Consider the following 26344-nt stretch of genomic DNA (forward strand, 5'->3'; position numbering starts at 1 on the left):
GGTGAGGGGAGTCGGGAGGGGCAGGCCGGGGAGGAGGGTCGTCCGGCGGTCGCTGGGTCCCGTCACGGGGAGGGTCGGTCCGAGGGGCACGGGGGTGTGCCGGGTTCTCGGTCGGACGTCAACTCGCCTTCTGGTGAGGGGAGTCGGGAGGGGCAGGCCGGGGAGGAGGGTCGTCCGGCGGTCGCTGGGTCCCGTCACGGGGAGGGCCGGTCCGAGGGGCACGGGGGTGTGCCGGGTTCTCGGTCGGACGTCAACTCGCCTTCTGGTGAGGGGAGTCGGGAGGGGCAGGCCGGGGAGGAGGGTCGTCCGGCGGTCGCTGGGTCCCGTCACGGGGAGGGCCGGTCCGAGGGGCACGGGGGTGCGCCGGGCCCTCGGTCGGACGCCAACTCGGCTTTTGGTGAGGGGAGTCGGGAGAGTCAGGCCGGGGTTCCGGTCGGCGCGGGGCAGCACGGGCGTCCGGCCGCCGAGCCGTCCGCGCAGCGTCACGACACCCCGCACGCCCAGCCCGGTGACGGCCGCAACGACGGTCGCCGGGCCGAGGACGGGACGCAGCAGGCCACCGTCCGTACTGCGGGGGCCGCCGCCGTCGCGGAGGCGCCGCCCGCGCACGGGCCCGGGCCGGTCGCCGGGGAGTCCGCCGCGCCCTCGTCGGCCCCGTACGCCGGGCAGGCCGGGCAGGCCGCTCCGGCCGCCGGTGCCGTGCCGCCCGGTGCGGGCGGGGTGCCGTCCGCCACCGGCACGCCGGGGACGCCGAGTGCGGGCGCGCCCCGCGCGGACCGTCCCGCCACGACCGTGCCGACGGCCGCCCCCGGCCAGCGGCAGCGTCCGGACCAGTCCCGCCCCGACCGCCCGGTCAGCCTCGGCCAGCAGCCCACCGGAGGCCGCCCCGACCCGCGCACCGCCCCCTGGCGCACCCCGCAGCCGTCCGACAGCCCCACCCCGCGCCCCGACGCCCGCCCGACACCGGCGGCGGACCCGCGCGCGGCCCGTCCGGACCGTCCGGCCGACGGCCAGTCCCGCCCGGCCGCCGATCCGCGCCGGTCCGTGCCGGAGCAGCGCCCGTCCTCGGAGCGTCCGACTGCCGGGGCCCCGGCCGCCGACCATCCGTCGAAGGAGCGTCCGGACGCTCGTCCCGACCGCACCGAGCGTCCGGCGGGCGCCGATCCGCGGCGGCCCGTGCCGGAGCAGCGCCCGTCCTCCGAGCGTCCGACTGCCGACGCCCCGAGCGCCGAGCCCCCGTCCGGCGAGCACCCGTCCGTCGACCGTCCGGCCGCCGACCGTCCGTCCGCCGAGCACCCGTCTGGCGACCACCCTCCGGCCGAGCACCCGTCCCAGGACCACCCGTCCGCCGAGCACCCCACTGCCGAGCACCCCACCGCCGAGCACCCGGACGTGGACCCGACCCGGCCCGTCACCGCCGACCGGCCGTACGGGGAGCCGGGTGGGCTGATCGAGCCGGGGGAGCGGGAGCGGCAGCGGGTGGAGGACGCGGTGCCGCGGGACGCCGAGGGGCGGCCGTTGCGGCACCCGGACCCGGAGGGGGACTGGCCGGGGGCCGTCAACGGCGATCCGAACGAGCCGGGGCGGCGCAACAACTGCGTGGACGTCGCGCTGGCGACCGTCGACACCTATTCGGGGTACCCGACCCCGGCCGCGGCCCGTACGCCGGACCACGACGCGGACGGCAACCCCTCCGACCGCGGTGAGCGGGGCGGCCGGGACCGGATGGAGAACGCCCTCGGGGCGAGGTTCTCCGACCTGGGCGACGGTCCGGCCGCGTACCGGCGGCTGGAGGACACCCTCCGCCGGGAGGGGCACGGCTCGCAGGCCGTGATCATCACCCGGGACGCCGACGGCCGCGCCCACGCCTGGAACGCCGTCAACCACCGGGGCAAGATCACCTACATCGACGCGCAGACCGGCCGCCGCTCCGACCGGCCCCTGCACGACGGCGAGAACGGCGTCTTCGCCGTCCCCCTCGGCGCCGACCGCCGCCCCGCCGCGCCCGTTCCGCACGCCGACCCGAACCACGACCCGTCCCTGGACCGCCGCGCCCCGGAGGAGATCGCCGGCGGCGGCGACAACGGGCAGAACGGCCCGCCGGGCCCGCCCGGGAGGGTGGAGCGCCCCGACTTCATGGGGGACCCGCCGGATCACTACGGTCCGCCCGGGAGCCTCACCAAGGCCCAGATCGAGCAGATCCAGGTGTACCGGGCCAACGAGGAGCCCGGCTACCGGGAGCTGTACTACGACAAGAACGGGCACCGCAAGCTCCTCGAAACGGTGGACGAGAGCGGCTACACGCCGCCCCAGCTCGCCCAGTTCGAGGACGACGGCCCGTGGCTCCCGGCGAAGGACGGACCGGAGGCCCCGAAGCCCCACTACCTGGACCCCAAGCCCGTGCACCTCGACGCGGACGGCGTCGAGGACGCGCAGAGCCTGAAGGACCTCGACGAACTCGCGGAGAAGCGCAGCGCGGCCGTGGCCCAGATGGTCAAGGACCGGCAGTGGAAGAAGGAGAGCGGTCTGCCGGAGGCCGATGCCGCGTACAGCGCCTCGCAGTACGCGATGCAGGAGGCGAGCGAGAATTTCGGGGAAGGCGCGGCCGCCCTGCACTACATGGCCCTGCAGGACTCCGGGTTCGAGCCCCAGACGCTCGGAGGCCCCGACAACGGCGCCGACCAGTTCGACCAGGTGTGGAGGCACCCGGACGGGCGGTTCGTCGTCGTCGAGGCGAAGGGCAGCCCCGATGCGCCGCTCGGTACCCGCCTCATGCCGGGGGCGGGTCGTCAGCGGGTCTCCCAAGGGAGTCGGGAATACTTCCTCCAAATCGTCGAACTGATGAAAAAGCGGGGCGAGAGAACTCTGGCAAAGGAACTGGCGGTGGCGCTCGGAGCGGGGAAAGTCGAATACGTCCTCGTCATGGGTGGCCGCAACGACGGTAGCTACAATGGCCTGGACTACCGGCGGTTCGACACCAGCAGGGGGACCCTTCCGTGACCGTGACCATTTCCCGTCATCTCGAACCCAAGCCCGATGCCGAGGTGTTCGCCGAAGAGTTGAGCACGGATTTGGCGGAACTCATCGACGGTTTGGAGCAGTCGGGGGAGATGATCGACTATGCGTTCAGCAGCGCACTCCTGGCCGCCCGGGCGCACTGGATGGCCGACCCGAGGGCCAATCGGCTGGAGACGTGGAAGGCCACGGTGACCGCCCTGCAGGTGGGTTCGGCGCTGTTCGCCGCGACGGGGGTGGACGAGGGCCGGGTGGAGTGCTTCATCAACCACCGGGCGCGCTCGATCCCGGCGTTGGGCCCGCGGACGTACGCGGACGCGGACACCTGGCTGAACACGCTCTGGTTGGCGATGATCTGCCGGGACCAGCCGCGGTTGAAGCAGCTGTCCGAGATCCCGCTGGAGCGGCTGCGGGTGCGGGAGGGGCTGTACGACGACTTCTTCTACCACTGGATCGACGTGCTGCAGACGTACTGGCTGCGCGGGCCCGGTCTGGTCGACAAGTTGACGCTGGCCTTCGGGAGTTCGGCGCCCGAGCGGATCCGGATCGCCACGCCCCGGGTGGTGGCGCAGGTGTTCTACCCGCCGCTCGAACTCTTCCACGAGATCGTCACCCGCAAGCAGGAGGAGTTCACCCCGTCGCTGGTGCGGGCGCTGGAGTCGCACCGGGACTACTGGACCTCGGAGGAGAGTTGGGCCACCGACATCGACGGCGCGGTCCCGCTGGGCCCGCTCGCGATGGCCTGCCACGCCTTTGACGGCGACTTCCCGATCGACGTGGAGTCGGACTACCTGCCCAAGCACCTGCTCGACCACGGCTGGTTGGGCGAGTTCCCCACCTGAGGGCGCCTCGCGTCCTGAAGCGGGCGCGATTCGCGGGGGACAACCGGATTCGGCGCCGTGGAAACGGCGCGCACGGATTTTGACAGCGAAAGTGAAGGGCGAGGGCGTCCGCACACTTACTGGGAAGGGATTTCGATTTCCCTTCCCGGGGGGGCGAACGGGTGCCGTTTCCCACGGGGGGAAGAAATGGGCATGCAGGTTTCGCGGCACGAGGTGCCCGCCGGGCACGGCGGCCAGGAGGTGGTGGAGCGGCTCGCCGGAGTCGTCCGGGAGATGGTCGCGGGGATGCCGGACTTCGACTACGACCGGGCGGAGGCGTTGCGCTACGCGCTGAGTCTGGCGAAGCGGCGGTGCGTACAGGATCCGCGGTGCGCCCTGAACGAGACGTGGCACGCGTGGGTGTTGCCGATGCAGATCGGTTCGGCGTTGTTCGAGTCGGCCACGGCGCGGTCCGGGCCGGTGACCTGCCGGGTGGGGACCGAGGCGGGCGAGGTGCTGGAACTGCCGGCGACGGGGCCGCAGGAGTACCTGCACCCGGTGTTGTGGCTGGAGGCGTTCTACCTGGCGGTGATCTGCCGGGAGGGGGAGCGGGTGGCCGAACTGGCGGAGGTGCCGACGCAGTTCCTGCGGGACTCCGGCGTGATGATCGACGAGTACGTGTACGACTGGATCGACGCGCTCAAGCTGGCCTCGGCCGGCCGACCGCGCGCCTGGGAGTCGCTGCTCAGGGCGATCGAGGGCACGGTGCCGGAGCGCACCCGGGCGGCGAGCGCCGAGGTGATGCTGAAGCTGCTCCACCCCCCGCTGGAGCTGTTCCAGCTCTTCGTCCGGCGGGAGGTCGCGGCGTTCAACGAGTCGTTGGCGACGGCGCTGACCTGGCACCGGGAGTACTGGACCGGCAACGAGGCCCGGTCGACCAATCCGGAGGGCTTCGTCGCGCCGGCCCTGCTGGCCGTCGCGGTGCTGGCCCGCGACGCGGGCATGGAGATCGAGGTCGAGTCCGAGTACCTGCCCCACCACCTGCTGCACGGCACCTGGGTCGGGGAGTTCCCGACCCGGTGAGCAGGCTCCGGATCCCCCCGCCCGACCCGCACGGGGACGGGCGCGGACCGGGGAGCGGGTTTCGGAACGGACAGTGGGAACGGACGAGGAAGGCGAGGGAGTTCGGGTGTCGCAGCAGATCGTCGTGGACGAGGGGAACCTGCGCGGGCAGGGGAAGAACCTGGAGTCGATCGGGGAGTCGTTCCAGCGGGTGGTCGCGGAGATGAAGGCGCGGCTGTCGGCGCTGGAGGAGAGCGGGGACCCGCCGTGGGGTGACGACGACCTGGGCGAGAAGTTCGGCGTCGTCTACGAGGGCCTGCGCGACGGTATGAAGGAGTCGATGGACTCGCTGGCGGCGCGGCTCGGCGAGGTCGGCCGGAAGCTCCAGGTGATGGCCGACAACCACGCGGCCAACGAGGCCGACACCGTGGACCGGATGCACGCCCTCGCCGACCGGACCCGGAGCGCGGGCGGCGAGATCCAGGCGATGCGGCGTCCGCAGCTGCGCTGAGCGGCGGCCGGGCGTCCGGGGCCCGGGAGGCGGCCGGCTCGGCGAGCGCGGGACGGCGGCGGCGGCGACGGCGAGCGCGACGATCCCCTTGGCCTTGGCGCTACGGGACGTGGTTCCTCCTGTTCGGTCCGGGCGGGAATGCCCGGGGGCGGGGAGCCACGTCGCGCGGGGCGGCCGAAGATCACCCGTCCGTATCCGTAGCGGCCCTGCGGGGCAAGGGTCAGGGGCAGTGGGCGCCGCTGCGGCAGGCGGTGGACCCGGACGTCGGGGCGTGCGCGTGGGCCGGGAGGTCCGGGGTGTGGTGCGCCAGGCCGAACAGGAACACGGCGCCCAGCCCCAGGACGGCGAGCACCTGCACGGCGGCGGCCAGCGCCGCCCGCAGCCGGTACGCGAGCGCCAGCAGGACGAGGGCGGCGAGGAGCAGCCAGCCCAGCCGGAGCACGACGGAGGTCGAGGTCACGTCGAACACCTCGAAGGACTCCGTGGGCCGGTCGGCGGGGATGAGCGTCACCCGCAGCAGGACGAGGAACTGGGCGACGGACAGCACCAGGGTGGCGGCGAGGTCCGCGAGCAGCGGCAGCGGGCGGGGGCGGCGCCGGCCCCGTGGCGGCGGCGGCGTGGTCGGTGCGGTCGGGACATCCGTCATGGCTGTACTCTGCCCGGTCCGCGGGCGCGGCGGAACGTGTACGGCGAATCGGGCCGCGCGGCCCGGCCGCGGATATCTGCCGAACGGCAGATGGCGGGGCGCCGCCGATCGGCGAGGCTCGGGGCGTGAGCGACCACGACCGACCGGGGGAACCGGTGAACCGACGACGTCCGTACCCGCCGGCGCAGTTGCCGCCGGGAGCCGCCCCGCCCCAGCCGCCCTCGTCGTCCGCGCCGCCCGTGATCGAGCTGGACCGGATCGGCAAGGTCTGCCGGGGCGGCAAACGGGCCCTGGACGGCGTCAGTCTGACGCTCGGGCCCGGGCTGCTCGGGCTGCTCGGGCCGAACGGCGCGGGCAAGTCCTCGCTGCTGCGGATCCTCGCCACCGTCACCCGCCCCAGCACCGGGACGCTCCGCTACCGGGGCGCCGACGCGGTCGCCTCGCCCGACCGGCTGCGCCGCGAACTCGGTTACCTGCCGCAGGACTTCGGCGTCTACCCGAACCTGACGGCCCGCGAGTTCCTGGCCTACCTGGCCGCCGCCAAGGGGCTCACCGCGCGCTCCGCCCGGGCCCGCACCGACGAGTTGCTCGAACTGCTCAACCTGACCGAGGCCGTCCGCCGTCCGCTGCGCGGCTACTCGGGCGGCATGCTCCGCCGGGTCGGCATCGCACAGGCCCTGCTGGCCGACCCGCAGGTGCTGGTGGTGGACGAGCCGACCGCCGGACTCGACCCGGAGGAGCGGGTCAGGCTGCGCAACCTGCTGAGCGAACTCGCCGCCCGACGCGCCGTGTTGCTCTCCACCCACATCGTGTCGGACGTCGAGTCCACGGCCGACACGATCGCCGTGCTGGCCCGCGGCCACCTGCTGCGCCGGGGCACCCCGCAGCAGTTGACGGGTGAACTGGACGGAAGAGTTTGGGAGTTGACCGTCCCAGCGGCCGACGTCCCGGCCTGGCAGGCGAGTTGGCTGGTCGGCCGCACCGCCAGGTCCGACGGCGGCGGCGTCCGGCTGCGGCTGATCGCCCCCGCCGCCGGACCGGGACCGGCCGGTGCGGCCCCGGTCCGGCCCGACCTGGAGGACGTCTACCTGGCCGCCGTGCACGGCGGACGGCCGGAACGGGACGGGCCGGAGCGGCAGCCCTCGGAGCGGGAGGGGGCCGGGCGGTGGCGGTGACGGTGCGCGCGCTGGCCCACCTGGCCGCCGGGGACTTCCGGGAACGGGTGCGCCGCCCGGTGTACGCGGTGACGCTGCTGGCCGCCGTCGGGCTCGGCCGGCTGGCGGTGCCCGCCGCCGGCAGCCGGTGGGCGGTGATCGACGTGGGCGGCAACCGGGGCGTGTACAACAGCGCGTGGGTCGGCACCGCGACCGCGCTGGCCGGGGCGCTCTGGCTGACCGTCGGCGGGTTCTACGCGGTGCGCGGCGCGGTCGTCCGGGACACCGCGACCCGGGTCGGCCAGGTGCTGGCCGCGAGCCCGCTGCGCTCCGCCGGGTACCTGGCGGCGAAGTTCCTCTCCAACCTGCTGGTGCTGGCCTCGATGCTGGGCGTGCTCGCGGGCACCGCGCTGGTGCTGCAACTCGTCGAGGGCGAGGACCGCGCGGTCGACCCGGTCGCGCTGCTCACCCCGTTCCTGCTGGTCGCGCTGCCGCTGCTGGCGGTGACGGCCGCGGCCGCCGTGCTGTTCGAGACGGTTCCGGTGCTGCGGGCCGGGCTCGGCAACCTGCTCTGGTCGGTGCTGGCGCTGGTGATCGCGATCGGCGGCCAGTCCGCGCACGCGCCGCTCGGCGGCCTCGGCGTCCGGCCGGTCGCCGACTCGCTGCGGGCGACCCTGGACGCGCAGCGGATCCCGTACGGGGCGGGCGGGTTCAGCCTCGGGCTGACTCAGGTCGCCGAGCCGCTGCACCCCTTCCGCTGGGACGGCGCGCCGCTCACCGGCGGCTTCCTGGCGGCCCGGCTGGCGGTGCTGCTGCTGGCCGCCGCGGCGGCGGTGCTGCCCGCGCTCTGGTTCGGCCGCTTCGACCCGGCCCCCGGCGCCTCCCGCCCGGGACGGTACCCGCGGCCGGAGGCCGAACCGCCGTCCGCCCCGGCGGTGTTCGGGGCGCTGCCGCGCACCGCGCCGGTCCGGGGCCGGGCGTTCGGCCGGCTGCTGGCGGGGGAGTCGCGGATCCTGCTGCAGGGGGTGCCGGCCGCCTGGTGGGCGGTGGCCGCGCTGCTGTCCGCCGCCGCGCTCGTGCTGCCCGCGCCCACCGGGACCGGCCTGCTGCTGCCGCTGCTGTGGCTGTGGCCGGTGCTGCTGTGGTCCCGGCTCGGCAGCCAGCAGGTGGAGCACGGCCCGGCCGGGCTGCTCGCCGCCCACCCCGCACCGGGCCGGCGGCTGCTCGCCGAGTGGACGGCGGGCGTGCTGCTGACCGCGCTCACCGGCGCCGCCCCGCTGCTGCGGATGCTGGCAGCCGGGGACGGCGCCGGGGCCGCGCACTGGCTGGGCGGTCCGCTGCTGGTGCCCTCGCTGGCGCTGGCACTGGGCGTGCTGAGCCGCAGCCACCGGCCGTTCCAGGCGCTCTATCCGCCGCTGTGGTACCTGCTGGTCAACCACGTCGCCGCGGTGGACTTCATGGGCGCCGTCCGCACCGCCGGACGCCCCGGGGGCCCGCACCCGCTGCTGGTCGCCGCGCTGGCGGCGGCGCTGCTCGGAGCGGCGCTGGCGACCGACGCGGCCCGGCGCCGGAGACGGTGAGCCCCGCCATGCGGTGGGTCTCCGTCAGGGGGTGGGTCCCCGTCAGGCGGTGGAGGTCAGGTGCGCGAACACCACGGTGTTGGAGTCGTAGCCGGTGCGCCGGTCGTAGTGCCCGCCGCAGGTGATCACCCGCAGTTCGGCGCGGCCGGTCGGGGCGTACACCTCCCCGGCGGGGAAGTCGCTCTTCGGGTAGGAGCGCACCGCGTCGACGGTGAAGGTGGCGGTGCGGCGGTCCTGCCGGGTGACGGTGACGGCCAGGCCGGGGCGCAGCAGCCCGAGCCGGTACAGCACGCCGGGGCCGTGCCGGTCGTCGACGTGGCCGACCACCACGGCGGTGCCGTCCGCGCCGGGCGAGGGGGCGTCCCGGTACCAGCCGACCAGGTCGCGGCGGTCCGGCGGCGGGGTGTCGAGCGCCCCGGTGGCGTCCAGGCCGAGCGGGGTGAAGGCGGCGTCCACCGCGATGGACGGGATGCGCAGCCGCGCCGGGTCGGACGGGCCGAGCGCGGCGGTGTCCGGGACGGCCCGGGAGGCGCTGGGGGAGGGCGCGTCCCGGGCGGGGGCCGGGAGTTGCGCGGGGGCGGGCGGGGGCGGCCCCGCGGTGGTCAGCCCGTCGTCGACCAGCCAGGCGCCGCACAGCAGCGCGACGGCCGCGGTGCCGAACCGTAGCCGGTCGGCACCGCGGGCGCGTCGGTGGGCGGTGCGGGTCAACGGCGGGTGCGGGAGCGGCGGCGCCGGCGCACGACCAGGTAGCCCGCCCCGGCGATCAGCGCGGCGCCGACGGTGACCTCCGCCGGGTTCAGGTCCCGGGAGGCCCCGCCCGCGCCGGCCGCCACCCCGCCCTGCGGCGTCTTCCCCGGGCCGCCGTGGCCGGGACCGCCCTGGCCCGGGCCGCCGGGGCCCGAGCCGCCGCCCTTGCCGGAGGGGGAGGCGCTGGGCGACGGGGAGGTGCCGCCCGAGGGGGGCGGCGAGGACGAGGTACCGGTGCCGACCGGGCTGCCGGACGGGCTGGGGGACGGGGACTGGCTGCTGCCGACGCCGGAGCAGTCGACCGTGAACACCTTCTGCTTGGCGTCGCCGTCCTCGCCCACGAAGTTCCAGCCGAGCTTGTAGTGCCCGTCGGGCAGCGACAGGTCGGCGGTCCGGGCGTTGCCGGTGGGCAGGAGCAGGGCGCCGTTCAGCACCTGGGCGGTGCCGGTCGGGGGCTGCTGGTCGATGTGCCAGGTCACGCTCTGTCCGGCGTCGAAGTTGAGGCCGTCGACGTAGAACTTGCAGACCTTCGGGTCGTCGGCCTGCTGGTCGGCGGGCGTACCGCTGTCGTGGATCTTCACGTCGCCGTTGTCGCCGGCGGCGTGCGCGGGGGCGGCGAACGCGGCCAGCGGCAGGACGGCCGCACCGGCGAGGGCGGCCGCGCGCAGCAGCAGCAGACGCCGCCCGATCGGGGTCGGGGTCATGGGAGCTCCGGGGTGAGGGACGGGGGCTGCCGGCACGGCGCCGACACCCCCCGAGGGTCCTCGCCCCGATCTGACGCCCCGTCACAACACACCCGAACCGGTACGACGTTTCCCCCCCCCGACGGCCCAGCCCCGGCGTGTCCGCCCACCCCCGGCCGGTCCCGGGGCCCGTTGGGGCGGTGGCGGTGGCGGTGGCGGTGGCGGTGGTGGGGCCGGGGGCAGGGCGGGGTGGGGTCAGGCCGTCGGTTGGCGGCGGCGGCGGGGGCGGAGGCGTTCGCCGCGGGCCAGGCGGCGGAGGCGGGAGAAGCGGGAGAAGCGGTCGCGGTTGGCGACGGCGGCGCGGTCGAGTTCCTCCATCAGGCGGCGGCCGCGGTGTTCGAGGTCGAGTTCGTCGAGGATGCGGTCGACCTCGGCGAGCAGCGAGCCGTGCAGCTGCCAGGCGTCCGGGCTCTCCTGGACGCGGCGCAGCAGGAGCTGGGCGGCGTTCTCGCGGCAGGCCCAGGCCGCGGAGAGCTCGGAGGCGAGCCGCTGTTCGGCCTCCTCGGCGTTCCGGCTGACCTGGGTGGTGACCAGGACCGCGAAGCTCACCAGCGCGCCGCCGACGTGTTCGAACAGTTCCTCCAGGGCCACCGCCACGTCCGCCGGGAACAGCCGTTCGTCCGGGTCGCGGCGCTTGGCCAGGTCGGTGAGCGAGCGGGCGATCACCCGGACGACGACCACGCAGATCTCCAGGGTGTCCAGCCCGGTGCGCAGCACCAGCCGGGAGAGCAGGCCCTCGCTGATCCGCGGGTTCAGCCGCAGGCTGTCCTCGGCCTGCCGCAGCGCCCCGTCCACCTCGGCGATCGCCTGGTCCAGCCGCCGGGCCTCGTACAGCCGTTCGGCGGCCCGTTCGACCGGGACGGGCCGGCCCAACTGCTCGGACAGCCCGAGCAGCAGGTGCCGGGCCCGGCGGGCCAGGTCCTCGATCGACTCGCCGGCCGTGTCGACCCACACCGGGGGCGCTATCACCAGGTTGAACAGCAGGCCGACGCTCGCGCCGATCACCGTCTCCAGCACCCGGTCCCAGGCCTGGGTGCTGACCTGGGAGACGCCCAGGATCAGCATCGCGCTGATCGCCACCTCCTGGACGAACTCGTCCACCCGCACGAAGCGGCCCACCACCAGCGAGGCCATGATGATCAGCCCGAGGCTCCACCAGGACAGCCCGACCACCGTCGAGAACCCGATCGCGATCAGCACCCCGACCACCACCGAGTTGACCCGCCGGATGCTGGTGGTCAGCGTCGAGTACACCGTCACCTGCACCACCAGCAGCGCCGTCAGCGGCGCGGTCAGCGGCACCGGCTCCCTGCTCAGCCAGGTCGCCACCACGTACGACAGCGTCGCGGCGACCGTGGCCCGCACCGTCTGCACGACGAACGGGTCCTTGGCCCCACGGCGCACCACGGCCGCCACCGGCTCCGGAACGAAACGCATGCAGCCCTTCTATCCCTGCCGGGTGCCGTTCACACCGTTCACACGCTGACGGGACGTCAGGCTGTGAGCCCCGGTCACAGGATGAACGCCTGTCTGGCTGCACCTCCGGCCCCCGCCGACGATGGCGGCACCGGACGCCCATGCCCCCCGCGCGGCCGCACGCGTCCGCGGTCCGAGGACGCGCCGCGCGATCCGACCACGGACGAGGTGGTGGTCGCCGTGAGCGACGTCTCCGACCTGACCGAACGCGCCGGCCGGGCGCTGCCCGCCCCGGAACCGCTGCGACCGCTGCGGTACGCCGGGGTGTTCGCGCTGCTGTTCCTGTTCGGCACCGAGACCTTCCTGGTCTCCCCGCTGCTGCCGACCATCGCCGACTCGATCGGCACCACCGAGGCCGCCGCCGCCTCCACCGTCACCGCCTACGTCCTGGTGTACGCGGTCTGCGCCCCGTTCCTCGGCCTGCTCAGCGACCGGTTCGGCCGCCGCCGCACCCTGCTCGCCGGCGGGCTGCTGTTCGTGCTGTCCAACGCGGCCGCCGCGCTCTCCACCGACCTCACCCAACTGGTGCTCTCCCGCGCCCTGGCCGGACTCGCCGCCGCGGCCGCCGGGCCCGCGATCTGGGCGCACATCGCCGAGACCGCCCCCGAGGCGGTGCGCGGCCGCGCCCTCGGACTCGGCATGGCCCTGTTCTCCACCGGCCAGGTGATCGGCGTCCCGCTCGGCGGCGTCCTCACCGGGGCGGCGGGCTGGCGGGCCGCGTTCTGGGCGCTCGCGACCGGCACCCTCGCCGCGGTCGCCCTGCTGGCCCGGCAGGTCGTCCCCGCGCGGTCCGTCCCCGCGCAGGCCGTCCCCGTCCAGGGTGGCGCGGTGCGGGGCGGTGCCGTCCGGGCCGTCCTGGGCGCCTGGCGCGAGCCGGTGCTGCGCCGCGCCCTGCTGGTCAACACCGCCTTCAACGCGGCCAACCTCGGCGCGTACACCTTCCTCGGCGCCGTCCTCGACCGCCGCTTCGGCCTCTCCGTGCCGGCCCTCGGCCTGGTCGGCGTCCTGGTCGGCGCGGGCAGCGCGGCCGGCTCGCTGCTCGGCGGACGCCTCGGCGACCGGGCCCGCACGGCGGGCCGCACCGGCCGGCCGCTGCTCGCCCACTGGGGCCTGCTGCTGGCCGCCGGCATCGCCCTGGCCACCGCCGGACCCGGACTGCCGCTCTCGCTGCTCGGCGTGCTGATCTGGTTCACCGCCAGCGGCGCCTTCGTCACCGACCAGCAGACCCTGGCCGGCACCGTCGCCCCCGCCCACCGCGCCACCTCCAGCGCCTGGCTCACCTCCACCATGTACGCGGGCACCGGCCTCGGCGCCTGGGCGGTCGGCGCCTTCTCCGACGTCACCCGCGGCGCCCTGCTGGTCGGCACCGCCCTGGCCCTGGCCGCGGCGGCGGGAGCGTGGCTGGTGACGCACGGCCTGCGACGGCAGCGCTGAGACCCCGGGAACCCGGCCGGAACGCCGGGGCGGCGGACCGCGGACGGGTCACCAGCGGTACCAGCGGTGGCGACCGCCGGAGGGGTGCGCGCCGCGGGCCACGAAACCGATCAGCCAGAACACCAGGACGACCACGGCGACCAGCCAGAGGATCTTCACCGCGAAACCGGCGCCGAACAGCAGCAGCGCGAGCAACAGGACCAGCAGCAGGGGAACCACGACGACCTCCTGGGAATCGATTGTCGCGGCCTCTGCTGCCCGGGGCCGCGCCGGATATTCGCGGGAATCTTCCGGCGGATCCGGGGCACCAGACCGCCCGTCAGCGAGGAACCGGCAGTCAGGAGGCGGGACATGGCGATGAGCGACAAGGCCGAGAACACCGGCGAGAAGATCAAGGGCGCCGTCAAGAAGAACGTCGGCAAGGCCGTCGGCAACGAGCGCCTGGAGGCGGAGGGCCGGGCCGAACAGGCCAAGGGCGGCCTCAAGCAGGCCGGGGAGGACGTCAAGGACGCCTTCCGGAGCTGAGCCCCCGGGCCCCGCTGCCGCAGGCGGCAGCGGGCACCGACTCCGCCCCGGCGTGACCCCACACCTCCGCCGGGGCGGTGCGGCCGGTGCAGCCCACCCGGCCGCGCGGGCCCCGGACACCGCGCACCCTCACCGGCGGCGGGTCCGGGGCCCCGCCACGTCCACGGCCCGCCCGGCCCCCGCCCACGCCACGTCCACGGCCCGCCCGGCCCCGGCCCCCGCAGCGGCCGACCGGCCGCACGCGGGGCGTACCCGGTGCGCTTCGACCCGGCGCGCCGGGGCAACCGGACGGTGCCCACAGGCCCGCGAGCGGAACGGACCGACGAGACCATGAAGATGCCACCGGGACTGCGCGTCGTCACCACCGGCGCCGCCGACGGAATCCGCCGACGGCTGCTGGTGCCCCCCGACGCCGCCCCGACCGCGCCCGCGGCCGACCCCCCGCCGTCCGCGGCGCCCGGCCGGCGCCCCGCCCCGACCCGGCTGCCCGGGTTCTCCACCGGCCTGCGACTGGCGCTCGGCGCGCTCACCGGCTGGTTCCTCTTCAGCCAACTGCTGCGCCTGGAGGAGTTCCTGACCCTGCTGCTGCTCTCCGGCTTCCTCGCGGTGAGCCTGGAACCGGTCGTCGCCGCGCTGTGCCGGCGCCGGCTGCGGCGCGGCTGGGCGGTGGCCGCCGTGCTCGGGGTCTTCCTGCTGCTGGCCGCGGGCTTCCTGCTGCTGGTCGTCCCCCCGGTGGGCCAGGAGGCCGGCGTGCTGGCCCGGCGGATCCCGCTCTGGCTGGACCAGCTGCACGACCACCACTCGCTGCCGGGCCGGATCGAGGACCGCTTCCACCTCGCCGAACAGGCCAAGAACGCCCTCGGCGGCAACGGCGGCCCGGGCCTGATGGGCGGCGTGCTGGGCGCCGGACGCCTGCTGCTCGACACCGTCACCTCGGTCACCGTGGTCGTCACCGTGACCCTGTACCTGATGGCCGGGCTGCCCGACATCAAGGAGTTCTGCTACCGCTTCGTGAAGGGCAGCCGCCGCGACCGGGCCCGCGAGCTGACCGAGGAGATCCTCAGCCGCACCGGACGCTACATGCTCGGCAACCTGGTCACCTCCGCGATCGCCGGCCTCGCCACCGCGGTGTGGTGCGCCGCCGTCGGCGTGCCCTACGCCGCCGCGCTCGGCGTGTTCGTGGCCCTGATGGACCTGGTGCCGATCGTCGGCTCCACCATCGGCGGCATCGTCGTCAGCCTGGTCGCCCTCGCGGTCTCCTGGCCGGTGGCCCTGGCCACGGCCGGCTTCTACATCGGCTTCCGCCTCCTGGAGGACTACCTGATCATGCCGCGGACGATGAAGTTCGCCGTCGACGTCCACCCCTTCGTCACCATCGTGGCCGTCCTGGTCGGCGGCGCGCTGCTGGGCATCGTCGGCGCCCTGGTCGCCGTCCCGGCCGCGGTCGCCCTCGGCCTGCTGCTCGACGAGTTCGTCTTCCCCCACCTCGACCACCGCTGACCGGCCCGCCGCCGGACTCCGGGGCCTGACGCGGCACTAGCCGCGGCCGGGGTGCCGGAAGGCGCTGCGGTAGGCGGCCGGGGTCATGCCGAGGTGGCGGTTGAGGTGCTGGCGGAGGGACTCGCCGGAGCCGAGGCCGCTGCGGTCGGCGACCTGGTCGACGGTGAGGTCGGTGGTCTCCAGGAGCTCGCGGGCGCGCAGCAGGCGCTGCTGGAGCAGCCACTGGAAGGGGGTCGTGCCGGTCTCGGCGGCGAAGCGGCGGGTCAGGGTCCGCACGCTGGTGCGGGCCCGGGCGGCGAGGTCGGCGAGCGAGATCGGCCGGTCGAGGTGCCGCAGGGCCCAGACGCGGGCGGCGTCGAGCGGGGAGTCGGTGCGGGCGGGCAGCGGGGTGCTGACGAACTGGGCCTGGCCGCCCCGGCGGACGGGGGTGACGACGGCGGCGCGGGCGGCCGCGTTGGCGACGGCCGCGCCGTGGTCGGTGGCGATCAGGTGGAGGCACAGGTCGAGGCCGGCGGCCGAGCCCGCGCCGGTGACGACCCGGCCGTCCTCGGCGAACAGCCGGTCGGCGTCCACCCGAATGGCGGGGAAGGCGCGCCGCAGCTCGTCGGCGAAGGCCCAGTGGGTGGTGGCGGTGCGGCCGTCGAGCAGTCCGGCCTGGGCCAGGACGAAGGCGCCGGTGCAGATCGAGGCGATCCGCTTGCCCGCGGCGGCGGCCTCCCGGAGGGCGTCCAGCGCGGCCGGGTCGGCGTCGTGGCGGCTGTCGGTGGAGGGGACGAGGACGGTGTCGGCGGCGGTGACCGCCTCCAGGCCGTGCCGGACCACGACGTCGAGGCCGCCGTACCCGGGCAGCACCCCGGGCTCGGGCGTGCAGACCGTGACGGCGTAGCAGGGGCGTCCGTCCGCGACCGCGGCGTCGAACAGTAACGAGGGCATCGACAGGTCGAAGGGCTTGACGGGCGGGACGGCCAGGACGGCGACGCGGTGCATGGCTGGATCCTTGGACTCCGTGGCTATCGGGCCACTGACCCTACCCCCTTGCGACGGGGCAGAGTTGGCCGGGCGGAGGGCCCCCGCGACCACGTTCCCCAGCAGAGCAAGGAGGCACCACCATGACCGGAGCAGTCGTCATCGGAGCGGGCGCGACCGGGGCCGCCACCGCCCGGCGGTTGGCCGAACGCGGCGAGAAGGTCCGCCTGGTGACCCGCGGCGGCAGCGGTCCCGAGCACCCGGGCATCGAGCGGATCGCCCTGGACGCGGGCCGCACCGCGGAGTTGGCCGAGGTGCTGGCCGGAGCGGACACCGTCTTCAACGCCGCCATGACCGCCTACCACACCTGGCCGCAGACCCTGCCGCCGCTGTTCGACTCGATCCTGGCGGCGACCGAGCGGGCCGGGGCCGACTACGTGATGCTCGGCAACCTGTACGGCTACGGGCCGACCGCGGGGCCGCTGACCGAGCGGACCCCGCTGGAGGCCCGCACCCGCAAGGGCCGGGTGCGGGCCGAGCTGTGGCGCCGCGCCGAACGGGCGCACGCCGAGGGGCGGCTGCGGGTCACCGAGGTGCGGGCCGGGCAGTTCCTGGGCCCGGGCGCGGTCTCGCCGTTCGCGCTGCTGGTGGCGCCCCGGGTGCTGGACGGCGAACTCGCCCTGGTGCACGGCGACCCCGACGCGGCGCACTCCTTCTCGTACACCGAGGACGTCGCGGCGGCGCTGGTCGCGGTCGCCCGCGACGACCGGGCCTGGGGACGGGCCTGGCACGCCCCGGTGATCACCGGCACGGTGCGGGCGGCCGCGACCGAACTGGCCGAACTGCGCGGGGCGCCCGCACCGCGCCTGGAGCAGCTCACCGAACGGGAGTTGGCGCTGCTGGCGTTCGGCGACCCGCTGTGGCGGGAGTTCGCCGAGCTGGGCTACATGGCGGAGCGGCCGTTCGTGGTGGACGACGGCGACCTGCGCGAGGCGTTCGGGCTGGCGGCGTCGCCGCTGCGCACGGCGCTGGCGGGCTGAGGTCCGGCGGCGGACCCCGGCGTCCGCCCCGCCCCCGCCCCCGCCGCCGTCAGTTCGGTCATCCGGGCCGCGTCGGCGGGGGTCGCCGGGGTGAACAGGACGACCAGCGCGGAGGGGTCGTCCACGGGGTGGAAGGAGCTGAGGGTGAGGCGGACGGGGGCGAGGCCGGGCGGGGTGGCCCGGACGGTGCGGGCGGTGAGTTCGGCGACGGAGTGGCAGCCCCACCAGTGGTTCAGCTCGGGGGCGTCGTGCTCCAGGAGGCGGTAGAGCTCCCCGGTGCGCGGGTCGGCGAGGGCGGGCCCGGCCTGGGCGCGGAAGTGCTGGAAGACGTTCATGGCCAGCGGCTCCCAGTCCGGCAGGACCTCGCGCAGCCGGTGGTCGACGGCCAGCAGCCACATCAGGTTGCGGCGGTCGGCGGGGACGTGCTCGGGCGAGCCCCACAGCGCCGTCCAGGCGGCGTTCCAGGCCAGCAGGTCGAAGTGCCGGTCGAGCAGGGCGGCGGGGCTGGCGGGCCAGGAGTCGAGGACGGGGCGGACGGCGGCGGCCAGGCGTCCGGCGGTGCTGCGGTCGGCGTCCGCGGGGACGGGCTCGTGGTAGCCGGCCAGCCGCATCGCGTGCCGCAGGCCCGCCGAGTCCAGGCGCAGGGCGCGCGCCACCGCCTCCAGGACCTGCCGGGAGGCGGTGACGCGGCCCTGTTCGAGCCAGGTGTACCAGGCGAGGCCGACGCCGGACAGCGAGGCGACCTCCTCGCGGCGCAGCCCGGGCGTGCGCCGCCGGGCGGTGGCGGTGAGTCCGACGTCGGCGGGCTGGAGGAGTTCGCGGTGGGCGCGCAGGAACGCGCCGAGTTCCTGGCCGGTGGCGGAGGTGGACACGGTGCTCGCTCCTCGTCGCGGGTGGTGCTCGGCTGCGTCGGCCCGTTCGGCCGGGGCGGCCGGGGCGAACGGGTCGGTCCCAGGTTAGGACGGGAAGGGGCCGGTTCCGGATCCTGCAACGAACTCCTCATGTGACGTCAACTCCCGCACCCGCCGGAGCCTATGACCGCGGGTAACAGCATGAACGCCTGGCTGGCTGCCCCGCGCCCCGTCCGCGAACCTCGGTCCGAACGACCCCGACGGCGCCGGCCGCGCCCCGCCGACCGCGCCCGCCGTCCGAACCGGAGGACCACCGCGCCATGCCCGCCCCCGCCGACCCGGCCGCCCCGTGACCCGCTTCCTGCTGCGCCGGCTGCTGCTCGCCGTCCCCACCCTGTTCGGGGTGAGCGCCGTCGTGTTCGCCACCGTCGCCCTCGTCCCCGGCGACCCCGTCACCGCGTTCCTCGGCCCCGGCGCGCCCGCCGAAGCCCGGCAGGCCCTCGCCGAACGCATCGGCCTCGACCGGCCGTTGCCCGCGCGCTACCTCGACTGGCTCGGCCACGCGCTCACCGGCGACCTCGGCACCTCCACCTCGACCCAGCGCCCCGTCGCCGCCCTGCTGCCGCCCGCGCTCGGCCAGACCCTCACCCTCACCGCCGCCGCCTTCGCGCTCGTCCTGCTCGGCGGCGTCGCCCTCGGCACCCTCGGCGCCCTGCACCCGCGCGGCTGGCCCGGGCGCCTCGGCGGCGCCGCGAGCACCCTGGCCGTCTCCGCCCCGCAGTACTCCGTCGCCCTGCTGCTCACCGCCGTCTTCGCCGTCCACTGGCGCCTGCTCCCCGCGAACGGCACCCACGACGCCTTCGGCCCCGGCGGCACCGGCGACCTGCTGCGCCACCTGGTGCTGCCCGCCACCGCCGCCGCCCTCGTCCCGCTCGGCCTCACCGCCAAGGTCCACCGCGCCGCACTGGCCACCGTCCTCGCCTCCGACCTCGCCGACGGCCTGCGCGCCCGGGGCCTCGGCCGCGCCGCCGTCCTGCGGCACTGCGCCCACAACGCCTCGCCCGCCCTGCTCACCATCGGCGGCCTGCAACTCGCCTACCTGCTGGAGGGCGTCGTCTTCGTGGAGACCCTGTTCGCCTGGCCCGGCCTCGGCCGCCTGCTGTACGAGGCGCTCACCGCCCGCGACCTGCCGCTCGTCCAGGGCGGCGTGCTGCTCGTCGCCACCGCCTTCGTCGGCGTCAACCTGCTCGTCGACGCCGCCCACGCCGCCATCGACCCCCGCGTGCGGAGCTGACCCGTGGCCACCCTCCGCGACCACCGCACCGCGCTCGCCGCCACCGCCGCGCTGCTCCCCGTCCTGATCGCCCTCGCCGCGCCCCTGCTCGCCCCCGCCGACCCCGCCGCCGGACACCTCGCCGACCGCCTCCTCGACCCCGGCACCCCCGGCCACCCGCTCGGCACCGACGGCCAGGGCCGCGACCTGCTCAGCCGACTGCTCTGGGCCGCCCGCCCCTCGCTCACCGCCGGACTGCTCCCCGTCGCCGTCGCCGCGCTGGCCGGCGCCCTGCTCGGCAGCACCGCCGCACTGGCCGGCCGCGCCACCGAACAGGCCCTGCTGCGCACCCTCGACGTGCTCTACGCCTTCCCCGGCGTGCTGCTCGCCATCGCCGTCGCCACCCTGCTCACCCCCGGCCTCGGCGCCACCGTCCTCGCGCTGTCCGTCGTCCTCACCCCCGCCGTCGCCCGGGTCGCCTTCACCGAGACCCGCCGCATCCGCACCGCCGAGTACCTCGAAGCCGCCACCGTCAGCGGCGCCACCCGCACCTCCCTGGTCCTGCGCCAGGTCCTCCCGGTCGTCGCCCCCGTCGTCCTGGTCTACGCCACCTCCCTGGTCGGCCTCGCCGTCGTCTACGCCGCCGGCCTCTCCTTCCTCGGCCTCGGCGTCCCCCCGCCCACCCCCGAATGGGGCGCCATGCTCGACGAACTCCGCCCCGCCCTGTTCACCCACCCCTGGCTCGCCGCCACCCCCGCCCTCGTCGTCCTCGCCGTCTCGGTCGCCTTCAACACCCTCGGCGAGACGCTGCGGGGCCGCCTCGGCGCCGGACCGGAGGCCACCCGATGAGCCTGCTCGCCATCGAGGGCCTCACCGTCCACCACCCCGACGGGGTACGGGCCGTGGACGACGTCACGCTCCGGATCGACGCCGGGCGCGCCCTCGTCCTGCTCGGCGAATCCGGCAGCGGCAAGACCACCCTGGCCCGCGCCGTCCTCGGCCTCCCCGGAGGCGGCGCCACCGTCCGCGGCAGCGTCCGGCTCGCCGGCACCGAACTGCTCGGCCTGCCCGAACGCGCCCTCACCCGGATCCGCGGCCGCCGCATCGGCCACGTCCCCCAGGACCCCTCCGCCACCCTCGACCCGCTGCGCCGCATCGGCACCCAACTCGCCCAGGTCCGGCGCGTCCACCGCCTCGCCGCCACCCGCCGCGAGGCCCGCGCCGCCGCCCTCCCGCTGCTCGCCGCCGCGGGCCTCCCCGACCCCGAACGCGCCGCGAGGGCCTACCCCCACGAACTCTCCGGCGGCCTGCGCCAACGCGCCGCCCTCGCCCTCGCCCTGGCCGGCGACCCCGAACTCCTGATCGCCGACGAACCCACCACCGCCCTCGACACCCTGGCCCGCGCCCGCGTCCTCGACCTCCTCACCACCCTCCGCGCCCAGCGCGGCCTCGCCCTCCTCCTCGTCACCCACGACCTCTCCGCCGCCGCCCGCATCGACGACACCGTCGCCGTCCTCGACGGGGGACGCCTCACGGCCACCGGCCCCGCGAGGGAACTGCTGGTCACGGAGAGCCCCGACAGGGGCTCGGGGAACGGCGAGTCCGAGCTGCTGGGGGCCGGAGCCCATCGGAAAGTCCGTGCTGCTTCGGGCCGGGGAACAGAACCCGAAGCCCACGCGCGCACCGACAGTGAACCGTCAGCAGCCACGGCCCCGCCGTTCCCCGGGCCCCTGATTTCCCCCGAGGGGGACTTCCTCCGATGAGCATCCTGTTGCGGCTCGACGCCGTCTCCAAGAGCTACGCCCACCGCCCCGCCGTCGCCGCCGTCAGCTTCGAGGTGCACGCCGGCGAGAGCGTCGCGCTGGTCGGCGAGTCCGGTTCCGGGAAGTCCACGCTGGCCCGGCTCGCGCTGGGGCTGGTGCGTCCCGACGCGGGGACGGTCAGGTTCGAGGGCCGCGACCCCGCGCGCCTGCGGGCCCGCGCCGACCGGGACGTCCGGGCCAGGCTGCAGTTCGTGCCGCAGCACCCCCGGGGGTCGCTGAACCCGGCGCTGCGCTCCGGCGAGGCCGTCGGCTTCGCGCTGCGCGCCCACGGCGTCCCGCGGCGCGAACGGGCCGACCGCACCGCCGAGTTGTTCCGCCGGGTGGGCCTCGCGCCGGAGCTGGCCCGCCGCTTCCCCCGCGAGCTGTCCGGCGGGCAGTTGCAACGCGTCGCGGTGGCAAGGGCGTTGGCGACCGGTCCGGCGCTGGTGGTGTGCGACGAGCCGACCTCCGCGCTGGACCGCGACACCCGGGAACGGCTGCTCGACCTGCTGACCGAACTGCGCGAACGCACCGGCACCGCCTACCTGTTCGTCTCCCACGACCTCGCCGCGGTGGCCCGCTTCGCGCACCGGACGCTGGTGCTGCGCTCCGGCCGGGTGGTCGAGGAGGGCCGCACCGACCGGCTGTGGACCGCCCCCGAACACCCCTACACCCGGGCCCTGTTGGACGCCTCCGGCCCGCACGTCACCCTCCGCACCCCTGCGTCCGCCACCGGACCGAACGACCAGAACGAGGAACCGAGATGACGACCGAGCACCCCCGCACCCGTTCCAGAGCCGCCGCGGCCCTCGCCACCACCGCCGTCCTGCTCACCGCCACCGGCTGCGCCGCCACCTCCGCGGGCGGCGACGCCGCAGGCGCCGGCGGCGGGACGCTGGTGATCGGCGCGACCGGCAAGCTGCCCAACCTGGACACCGTGATCGGCGGCGCCGGCTTCGAGGGCAAGCGCCTGCTGAGCTTCCAGATCTACGAGGGCCTGACCCGCTACGAACTGCTCAAGGACACCGACCGGCCGCCGCAGGTGACCGGCGCGCTCGCCGAGTCCTGGCAGGTCGCCCCCGACAAGGTCACCTGGACGTTCACCCTGCGCAAGGGCGTCAAGTTCCAGGACGGCACGGCGTTCGACGCCGACGCGGTGCTGTTCAACCTGCACCGCTACCTCGACAAGGCCAGCCCCGAGTACACCGACGCGCTCGGCGCCGCCGCCAAGGAGTACGCCGGCGACATCACCTCGTACCGCAAGACCGACGACACCCACGTCGAACTGGTCACCTCCGCCCCGAACGGGCACTTCCCGGAGGACCTCGCGCACGTGCTGATCGCCAGCCCCACCGCCGTCCGCAGCACCGGCAGCGCCAACTTCTCCCAACACCCGGTCGGCACCGGTCCGTTCGCGTTCGCCTCGCAGACCGAGGGCCAGCAGGTCGACCTGGTCGCCAACAAGGACTACTGGCGCGGCGCCCCCGAGCTGGACCGGCTCGTGGTCAAGGCGCTGCCCGACCCGGCCGCCCGCACCGCCGCGCTGCGCTCCGGCGGCGTCAACTGGATCGAGTACCCGAACCCGGACGACCTGGAGAGCCTGAAGGCCGACGGCGCGCAGATCCTCTCCAACAGCTACGACCACCTCTGGTACTGGATCCTGGACACCACCAAGGGCCCCTGGGCGGACGTCCGGGTCCGGCAGGCCGCCAACTACGCGATCGACCGGCAGGCCATCGCCACCGACCTGCTGCACGGCACCGCCGACCCGGCGTTCCAGGCCGCGCCCCGGGCCACCGCCGCCTACGACCAGGGCGACGACCGGTACGGCCACGACCCGGCGAAGGCACGGCAGTTGCTCACCGAGGCCGGCTACCCGAACGGCTTCGCCACCTCGGTGACGGTGCCCACCGGCGGCTCCGGCAACCTGCTGCCGGTGCCGATCACCGAGGCCCTGCAACGCGACCTGGCCGCCGTCGGCATCAAGGTGGAGATCCGCACCACCGACTGGACCACCCTGATCGGCGCCGAGGCCAAGGGCGAGGTCGCGCTCGGCTCCGACGCCATCGCCCAGTCCACCACGCTGTTCCAGTCCGAGGCGCTGCTGCCGCTGTTCCTCGGCTCCAAGAGCCCGTTCTGGACCGGCCACTACACCAGCCCCAAGGTCGACGAACTGCTCTCCACCGCCGCCGCCGACCCCGACCGGACCTCCCGGCAGACCGCCTACCGCACCGCGCTGCGCCAGGTCACCACGGACGCGCCCTGGCTGTTCGTGGTCAACGACCGCAACCCGCGCGCCCTCGCCCCCGGCGTGCACGGACTCGTCCAGCCGCAGTCCTGGTTCCTCGACCTCACCACCGTCTCGGTCGGCACGTGACGCCCCGCCCGCACCGGCCCGACCCGAAAGGCCCCCGATGAGCACCGCCGCCCACCAGCCCGCCGCCCCGCCCGCCGCGCCCCCGCCCGCCTGGGGCATCACCCTGCCGCTGCCCGGCCTGACCCTCGACCGGCACCGCTTCCTGGTCGAACGGCTCCCCGACCTCGGCTACGGCGACGTGTGGAGCGCCGAGGGCGGCGGCACCGACGCCTTCACCCCGCTGGCCGCCACCGCCGCCTGGGCCCCGCGGCTGCGGATCGCCACCGGCATCGTCCCGGTGCACACCCGCGGGCCCGCCGTGCTCGCCCAGACCGCCGCCACCCTCGCCCAACTCTCCACCGGGGGAGTCCTGCTGGGCATCGGCGCCTCCGTGCCCGCGCACGTCACCGACATCAACGGCATCCCGTTCGACGAACCCTTCAAGCGCACCCGCGACGTGCTGCGCTTCCTCACCGCCGCGCTGCGCGGCGAACACGTCGCCGGCGACTTCGACACCTTCTCCATCGCCGGCTACCGGCTGCCCCACCCGCCCGCCGACCCGGTCAAGGTGATCCTCGGCGCGCTGCGCCCCGGCATGCTCCGGCTCGGCTTCACCGAGGGGGACGGCGCCATCACCAACCTGCTGCGCGCCCAGGACCTCCCCAAGGTGCTGGACGCGGTCGGCCCGCAGCCGCCCGGCAAGGAACTCGTCGTCAAGGTGTTCGTCTGCCCCACCGAGGACACCGCGTACGCGCACCGCGCCAGCCGCCCGTTCCTGGCCTGGATCCTCAACCGCGAGCCCTACCGCAAGTTCCACCAGTGGCTCGGCAACGGCGAGTTGCTCGCCGAGACGCACAAGCGCTGGGCCGACGGCGACCACGAGGGCGCCCAACGCGCCCTGCCCGAAGAGGTGGTGGACGCACTGTTCCTGCACGGCTCCCCCGAGGAGTGCCGCGAGCAGATCCTCCGCTACCAGCAGCCCGGCGTCACCGCCGTCCAACTGTACGTCTCGCCGCCGCCGGAGGCGCTCACCAGCCGCACCCGGCTGCTCGACCTCCTCGCCCGGCTCGGCCCCGCCGCCGGGTGAACCCGCCGGGGCGGGGGGCCTGCGGCGGGCGGGCCTATTCGAGGAGGCACAGGGTGGGCTCCGCGCCGGGGCAGCAGACCGCGTCCTCGTCGGCGACCCGGGCGAGGCAGCCCTCGCAGATCCACGCCGTCCGGGGCTCCACCGGCCCGGTCGCGGACACCTCGTTGCCGCGCACGGTCAACTGCCAGCTGTCGTAGGACTCCTCGCCCCGCGCGTCGACCACCCCGTCCAGCACGTGGTCGAAGGTGAAGCCCTCGAAGCCCGGCTCGCCCGCGGCCCGGGCGCCGGGCCGCAGGAAGTGCTCCACCAGGTAGGCCATCCACTCGGTCGCCCGGTAGAACTTCTCGTTCCGGTTCCAGGCGATCGCGGCCCCGTCCGCCGTGGGCTCCCACTTGCACCACAGACCGGGCTGGCCCGCCGGGGGCTCGTTGTGGTCGCGGACGTCCGGGTCGTGGCCCTGGCCCATGAACCCGGTGCCGTCGACGAAGTACGGGCCGCGGTCGCGGTCCATCCGCCGGGTGCCCGCGAACTTCCGCAGGTAGGCGACCTCCTGCGGGTTGAGCGGCGGCTCGACGGCGATCCGCCCGGTGAAGACTGTCTGGTAACCCATGGCAGGCACGGTAGCCCCGCCCGCCGACAGCCGCTCAGCCCGGCAGCAGCGGCAGCACCCGGGCCGCCACCGCGTACGGCACGGCCCCCGCCGGGGGCGCCGCGCGACGGGTGTAACGGGCGAACAACTCCCGCACCGCGAAGTCCAGTTCACGAGCCTCACCGGGCGTGAGGTGCAGGACGGCGGCGACCGGCACGGCACCCCCCTGGTCATCGAGGGCCACGGCTACTTCGCCCGCTGCCTCCAGCACGAGGCCGACCACCTCGACGGCCGCCTCTACCTGGACCGCCTCACCGCCCGCGCCCGCAAGTCGGCCCTCCGCGAGATGGCCGACCGCCAGGAAGAGGTCTTCGCCCGCCGCGCCGCCAACACCGCCCGCCTCGGCTGACCCGCGGTACGCCCGAAGTCCTGTCCGCACGGCCGCTCGTCCGCTCGTCCGCACGTCCGCACGGCCGCACGGCCGCACGGACAAGGATCTGTGCCCGAACGGTCGACACCTTTTCGCGCGCCGGCGCGTGGATAGTCGCGGGCCGGCCACTCGGGCCGGCCCGGATAGGGGGAACGACATGCGACGGTGGACCACCGCGCTGGCTGCCGTGATGCTCGCCGCAGGGGCGGCGGTGACCGTGGTGCCGGCGGCCTCGGCCGTCACCGAGGACTGCTCGGTCGTGTGGGGCAGCCTCGACCGGCAGGACCGGACGGTTCCGTACCAGACGCAGGCGCTGACGAACGTCCGTACCGGTGCCCACGAGTGCTTCGACCGCCTGGTGATCGACGCCCCGGGCACCTCGCCGGAGAACCCGCTCTCGTACCGGGTGGGCTACATGGGCGGCAACGTCATCTACCAGGACGCCTCCGGCATCCCGTACCCGGTGGCCGGCGGCGACGTCCTGGAGATCATGGTCGGCGCGAACACCTACGAGTTCGACCCCTACCGGGTGGTCTACCCGGTTCGGGCGGGCGACCCGCTCCCGGGCGTCGACCTCACCGGCTACCGCACCTTCGTGGACGCCCGCATGATCGGCGGCTTCGAAGGACGGACCCAGTTCGGCCTCGGCGTCCGGGCCCGCCTGCCGTTCCAGGTCTTCCAGCTCGACAACCGACTCGTCATCGACGTCGCCCACACCTGGGGCACCGCCAGCTGA

Annotated in this window: 26 protein-coding genes and 1 pseudogene; 18 read left to right on the forward strand and 9 right to left on the reverse strand. The window is 75.5% G+C overall.

Annotated elements, in window-relative coordinates:
- Positions 1 to 792 precede the first annotated feature (792 nt).
- The 4 genes from ABD345_RS33165 (at position 793) to ABD345_RS33180 (ending at position 5409) form a co-directional block, all read left to right on the forward strand.
- On the forward strand, positions 793 to 3000 hold the full coding sequence (locus ABD345_RS33165) for a toxin glutamine deamidase domain-containing protein (RefSeq protein ID WP_344557631.1): 2208 nt from the start codon (positions 793 to 795) through the stop codon (positions 2998 to 3000).
- Entirely contained in the window at positions 2997 to 3857 is an 861-nt protein-coding gene (locus ABD345_RS33170) for an immunity 49 family protein (RefSeq protein ID WP_344557633.1), read from the forward strand. The genes ABD345_RS33165 and ABD345_RS33170 overlap by 4 nt, the downstream gene beginning before the upstream one ends.
- Before the next feature lie 192 nt (positions 3858 to 4049).
- Entirely contained in the window at positions 4050 to 4919 is an 870-nt protein-coding gene (locus ABD345_RS33175) for an immunity 49 family protein (protein ID WP_344557635.1), read from the forward strand.
- A 106-nt stretch (positions 4920 to 5025) separates the two neighbouring features.
- On the forward strand, positions 5026 to 5409 hold the full coding sequence (locus tag ABD345_RS33180; protein ID WP_344557638.1) for a hypothetical protein: 384 nt from the start codon (positions 5026 to 5028) through the stop codon (positions 5407 to 5409).
- Between the two features lie 220 nt (positions 5410 to 5629).
- Here the strand turns inward: ABD345_RS33180 and ABD345_RS33185 are convergent, their stop codons facing one another.
- The gene (locus ABD345_RS33185; protein ID WP_344557639.1) at positions 5630 to 6055 is read right to left on the reverse strand and encodes a DUF6234 family protein; all 426 of its coding nucleotides are present in this window, start codon (positions 6053 to 6055) and stop codon (positions 5630 to 5632) included.
- 239 nt (positions 6056 to 6294) lie between these two features.
- On the opposite strand from ABD345_RS33185, the gene ABD345_RS33190 reads away from it, so the two are divergent.
- Positions 6295 to 7230: an ATP-binding cassette domain-containing protein gene (locus ABD345_RS33190; RefSeq protein WP_344557641.1), complete on the forward strand. Its 936-nt coding sequence runs from the start codon at positions 6295 to 6297 to the stop codon at positions 7228 to 7230.
- Positions 7227 to 8789, forward strand: a complete 1563-nt coding sequence (locus ABD345_RS33195; protein ID WP_344557677.1) for a hypothetical protein — start codon at positions 7227 to 7229, stop codon at positions 8787 to 8789. Before ABD345_RS33190 ends, ABD345_RS33195 begins: the two co-directional genes overlap by 4 nt.
- 42 nt (positions 8790 to 8831) lie before the next feature.
- On the opposite strand, the gene ABD345_RS33200 is transcribed toward ABD345_RS33195, so the two are convergent.
- The 3 genes from ABD345_RS33200 to ABD345_RS33210 all read right to left on the reverse strand — a co-directional run bounded on the left by ABD345_RS33200 (position 8832) and on the right by ABD345_RS33210 (position 11716).
- Positions 8832 to 9497 carry a class F sortase gene (locus ABD345_RS33200; protein WP_344557642.1) on the reverse strand — a complete coding sequence of 222 codons (666 nt, stop codon included), beginning with the start codon at positions 9495 to 9497 and terminating at the stop codon, positions 8832 to 8834.
- Positions 9494 to 10240, reverse strand: a complete 747-nt coding sequence (locus ABD345_RS33205) for a hypothetical protein (protein ID WP_344557643.1) — start codon at positions 10238 to 10240, stop codon at positions 9494 to 9496. The genes ABD345_RS33200 and ABD345_RS33205 overlap by 4 nt, the downstream gene beginning before the upstream one ends.
- Before the next feature lie 234 nt (positions 10241 to 10474).
- A complete protein-coding gene (locus tag ABD345_RS33210) occupies positions 10475 to 11716 on the reverse strand; it encodes an FUSC family protein (protein WP_344557644.1) in 1242 nt (413 codons plus the stop codon).
- A gap of 219 nt (positions 11717 to 11935) precedes the next feature.
- Between ABD345_RS33210 and ABD345_RS33215 the strand changes: the two genes are divergently transcribed.
- Positions 11936 to 13189: an MFS transporter gene (locus ABD345_RS33215; protein WP_344557645.1), complete on the forward strand. Its 1254-nt coding sequence runs from the start codon at positions 11936 to 11938 to the stop codon at positions 13187 to 13189.
- 48 nt (positions 13190 to 13237) lie between these two features.
- Here ABD345_RS33215 and ABD345_RS33220 read toward each other — a convergent pair whose 3' ends face one another.
- Positions 13238 to 13408, reverse strand: a complete 171-nt coding sequence (locus tag ABD345_RS33220) for a hydrophobic protein (protein WP_344557646.1) — start codon at positions 13406 to 13408, stop codon at positions 13238 to 13240.
- Positions 13409 to 13540: 132 nt separating this feature from the next.
- Here ABD345_RS33220 and ABD345_RS33225 point away from each other — a divergent pair, with 132 nt between their 5' ends.
- Together ABD345_RS33225 and ABD345_RS33230 are read left to right on the forward strand one after the other, a co-directional pair.
- Complete coding sequence (locus tag ABD345_RS33225) at positions 13541 to 13714, forward strand: CsbD family protein (RefSeq protein ID WP_344557647.1); 174 nt, start codon at positions 13541 to 13543, stop codon at positions 13712 to 13714.
- A 330-nt stretch (positions 13715 to 14044) separates the two neighbouring features.
- Complete coding sequence (locus ABD345_RS33230) at positions 14045 to 15214, forward strand: AI-2E family transporter (protein ID WP_344557648.1); 1170 nt, start codon at positions 14045 to 14047, stop codon at positions 15212 to 15214.
- 36 nt (positions 15215 to 15250) lie between these two features.
- Here ABD345_RS33230 and ABD345_RS33235 read toward each other — a convergent pair whose 3' ends face one another.
- Entirely contained in the window at positions 15251 to 16201 is a 951-nt protein-coding gene (locus tag ABD345_RS33235) for a GlxA family transcriptional regulator (protein WP_344557649.1), read from the reverse strand.
- Between the two features lie 122 nt (positions 16202 to 16323).
- On the opposite strand from ABD345_RS33235, the gene ABD345_RS33240 reads away from it, so the two are divergent.
- A complete protein-coding gene (locus tag ABD345_RS33240; protein ID WP_344557651.1) occupies positions 16324 to 17220 on the forward strand; it encodes an NAD-dependent epimerase/dehydratase family protein in 897 nt (298 codons plus the stop codon).
- On the opposite strand, the gene ABD345_RS33245 is transcribed toward ABD345_RS33240, so the two are convergent.
- Positions 17124 to 18092 carry a helix-turn-helix domain-containing protein gene (locus ABD345_RS33245; protein ID WP_344557653.1) on the reverse strand — a complete coding sequence of 323 codons (969 nt, stop codon included), beginning with the start codon at positions 18090 to 18092 and terminating at the stop codon, positions 17124 to 17126. The genes ABD345_RS33240 and ABD345_RS33245 overlap by 97 nt on opposite strands.
- Before the next feature lie 328 nt (positions 18093 to 18420).
- On the opposite strand from ABD345_RS33245, the gene ABD345_RS33250 reads away from it, so the two are divergent.
- The 6 genes from ABD345_RS33250 to ABD345_RS33275 are packed head-to-tail and all read left to right on the forward strand — an operon-like array spanning position 18421 to position 24589.
- Positions 18421 to 19365, forward strand: coding sequence for an ABC transporter permease (locus ABD345_RS33250; RefSeq protein ID WP_344557654.1), 945 nt, complete (start codon positions 18421 to 18423; stop codon positions 19363 to 19365).
- Positions 19366 to 19368: 3 nt separating this feature from the next.
- Positions 19369 to 20193 carry an ABC transporter permease gene (locus ABD345_RS33255; protein WP_344557655.1) on the forward strand — a complete coding sequence of 275 codons (825 nt, stop codon included), beginning with the start codon at positions 19369 to 19371 and terminating at the stop codon, positions 20191 to 20193.
- Positions 20190 to 21107 (forward strand): ATP-binding cassette domain-containing protein, encoded by a 918-nt coding sequence (locus ABD345_RS33260; RefSeq protein ID WP_344557656.1) that lies wholly within the window; start codon positions 20190 to 20192, stop codon positions 21105 to 21107. Before ABD345_RS33255 ends, ABD345_RS33260 begins: the two co-directional genes overlap by 4 nt.
- Positions 21104 to 21913: an ABC transporter ATP-binding protein gene (locus tag ABD345_RS33265; protein ID WP_344557657.1), complete on the forward strand. Its 810-nt coding sequence runs from the start codon at positions 21104 to 21106 to the stop codon at positions 21911 to 21913. The genes ABD345_RS33260 and ABD345_RS33265 overlap by 4 nt, the downstream gene beginning before the upstream one ends.
- Entirely contained in the window at positions 21910 to 23523 is a 1614-nt protein-coding gene (locus tag ABD345_RS33270; RefSeq protein WP_344557658.1) for an ABC transporter substrate-binding protein, read from the forward strand. Before ABD345_RS33265 ends, ABD345_RS33270 begins: the two co-directional genes overlap by 4 nt.
- Positions 23524 to 23560: 37 nt before the next feature.
- Positions 23561 to 24589: an LLM class F420-dependent oxidoreductase gene (locus tag ABD345_RS33275; RefSeq protein ID WP_344557659.1), complete on the forward strand. Its 1029-nt coding sequence runs from the start codon at positions 23561 to 23563 to the stop codon at positions 24587 to 24589.
- Positions 24590 to 24623: 34 nt separating this feature from the next.
- Here the strand turns inward: ABD345_RS33275 and ABD345_RS33280 are convergent, their stop codons facing one another.
- Both ABD345_RS33280 and ABD345_RS33285 read right to left on the reverse strand, forming a co-directional pair.
- The gene (locus ABD345_RS33280; RefSeq protein ID WP_344557660.1) at positions 24624 to 25199 is read right to left on the reverse strand and encodes a hypothetical protein; all 576 of its coding nucleotides are present in this window, start codon (positions 25197 to 25199) and stop codon (positions 24624 to 24626) included.
- A 34-nt stretch (positions 25200 to 25233) separates the two neighbouring features.
- Positions 25234 to 25395 carry a hypothetical protein gene (locus ABD345_RS33285; RefSeq protein WP_344557661.1) on the reverse strand — a complete coding sequence of 54 codons (162 nt, stop codon included), beginning with the start codon at positions 25393 to 25395 and terminating at the stop codon, positions 25234 to 25236.
- Here ABD345_RS33285 and ABD345_RS33290 point away from each other — a divergent pair.
- Both ABD345_RS33290 and ABD345_RS33295 read left to right on the forward strand, forming a co-directional pair.
- Positions 25387 to 25587, forward strand: a pseudogene (locus ABD345_RS33290) (peptide deformylase); the annotation flags it as partial. The gene ABD345_RS33285 and the pseudogene ABD345_RS33290 overlap by 9 nt on opposite strands.
- Before the next feature lie 178 nt (positions 25588 to 25765).
- Entirely contained in the window at positions 25766 to 26344 is a 579-nt protein-coding gene (locus ABD345_RS33295; protein ID WP_344557663.1) for an AMIN-like domain-containing (lipo)protein, read from the forward strand.

Origin of the sequence: Kitasatospora saccharophila (assembly GCF_039529925.1) — a bacterium.
In the GTDB taxonomy this organism is placed as follows: Bacteria; Actinomycetota; Actinomycetes; order Streptomycetales; family Streptomycetaceae; genus Kitasatospora; species Kitasatospora saccharophila.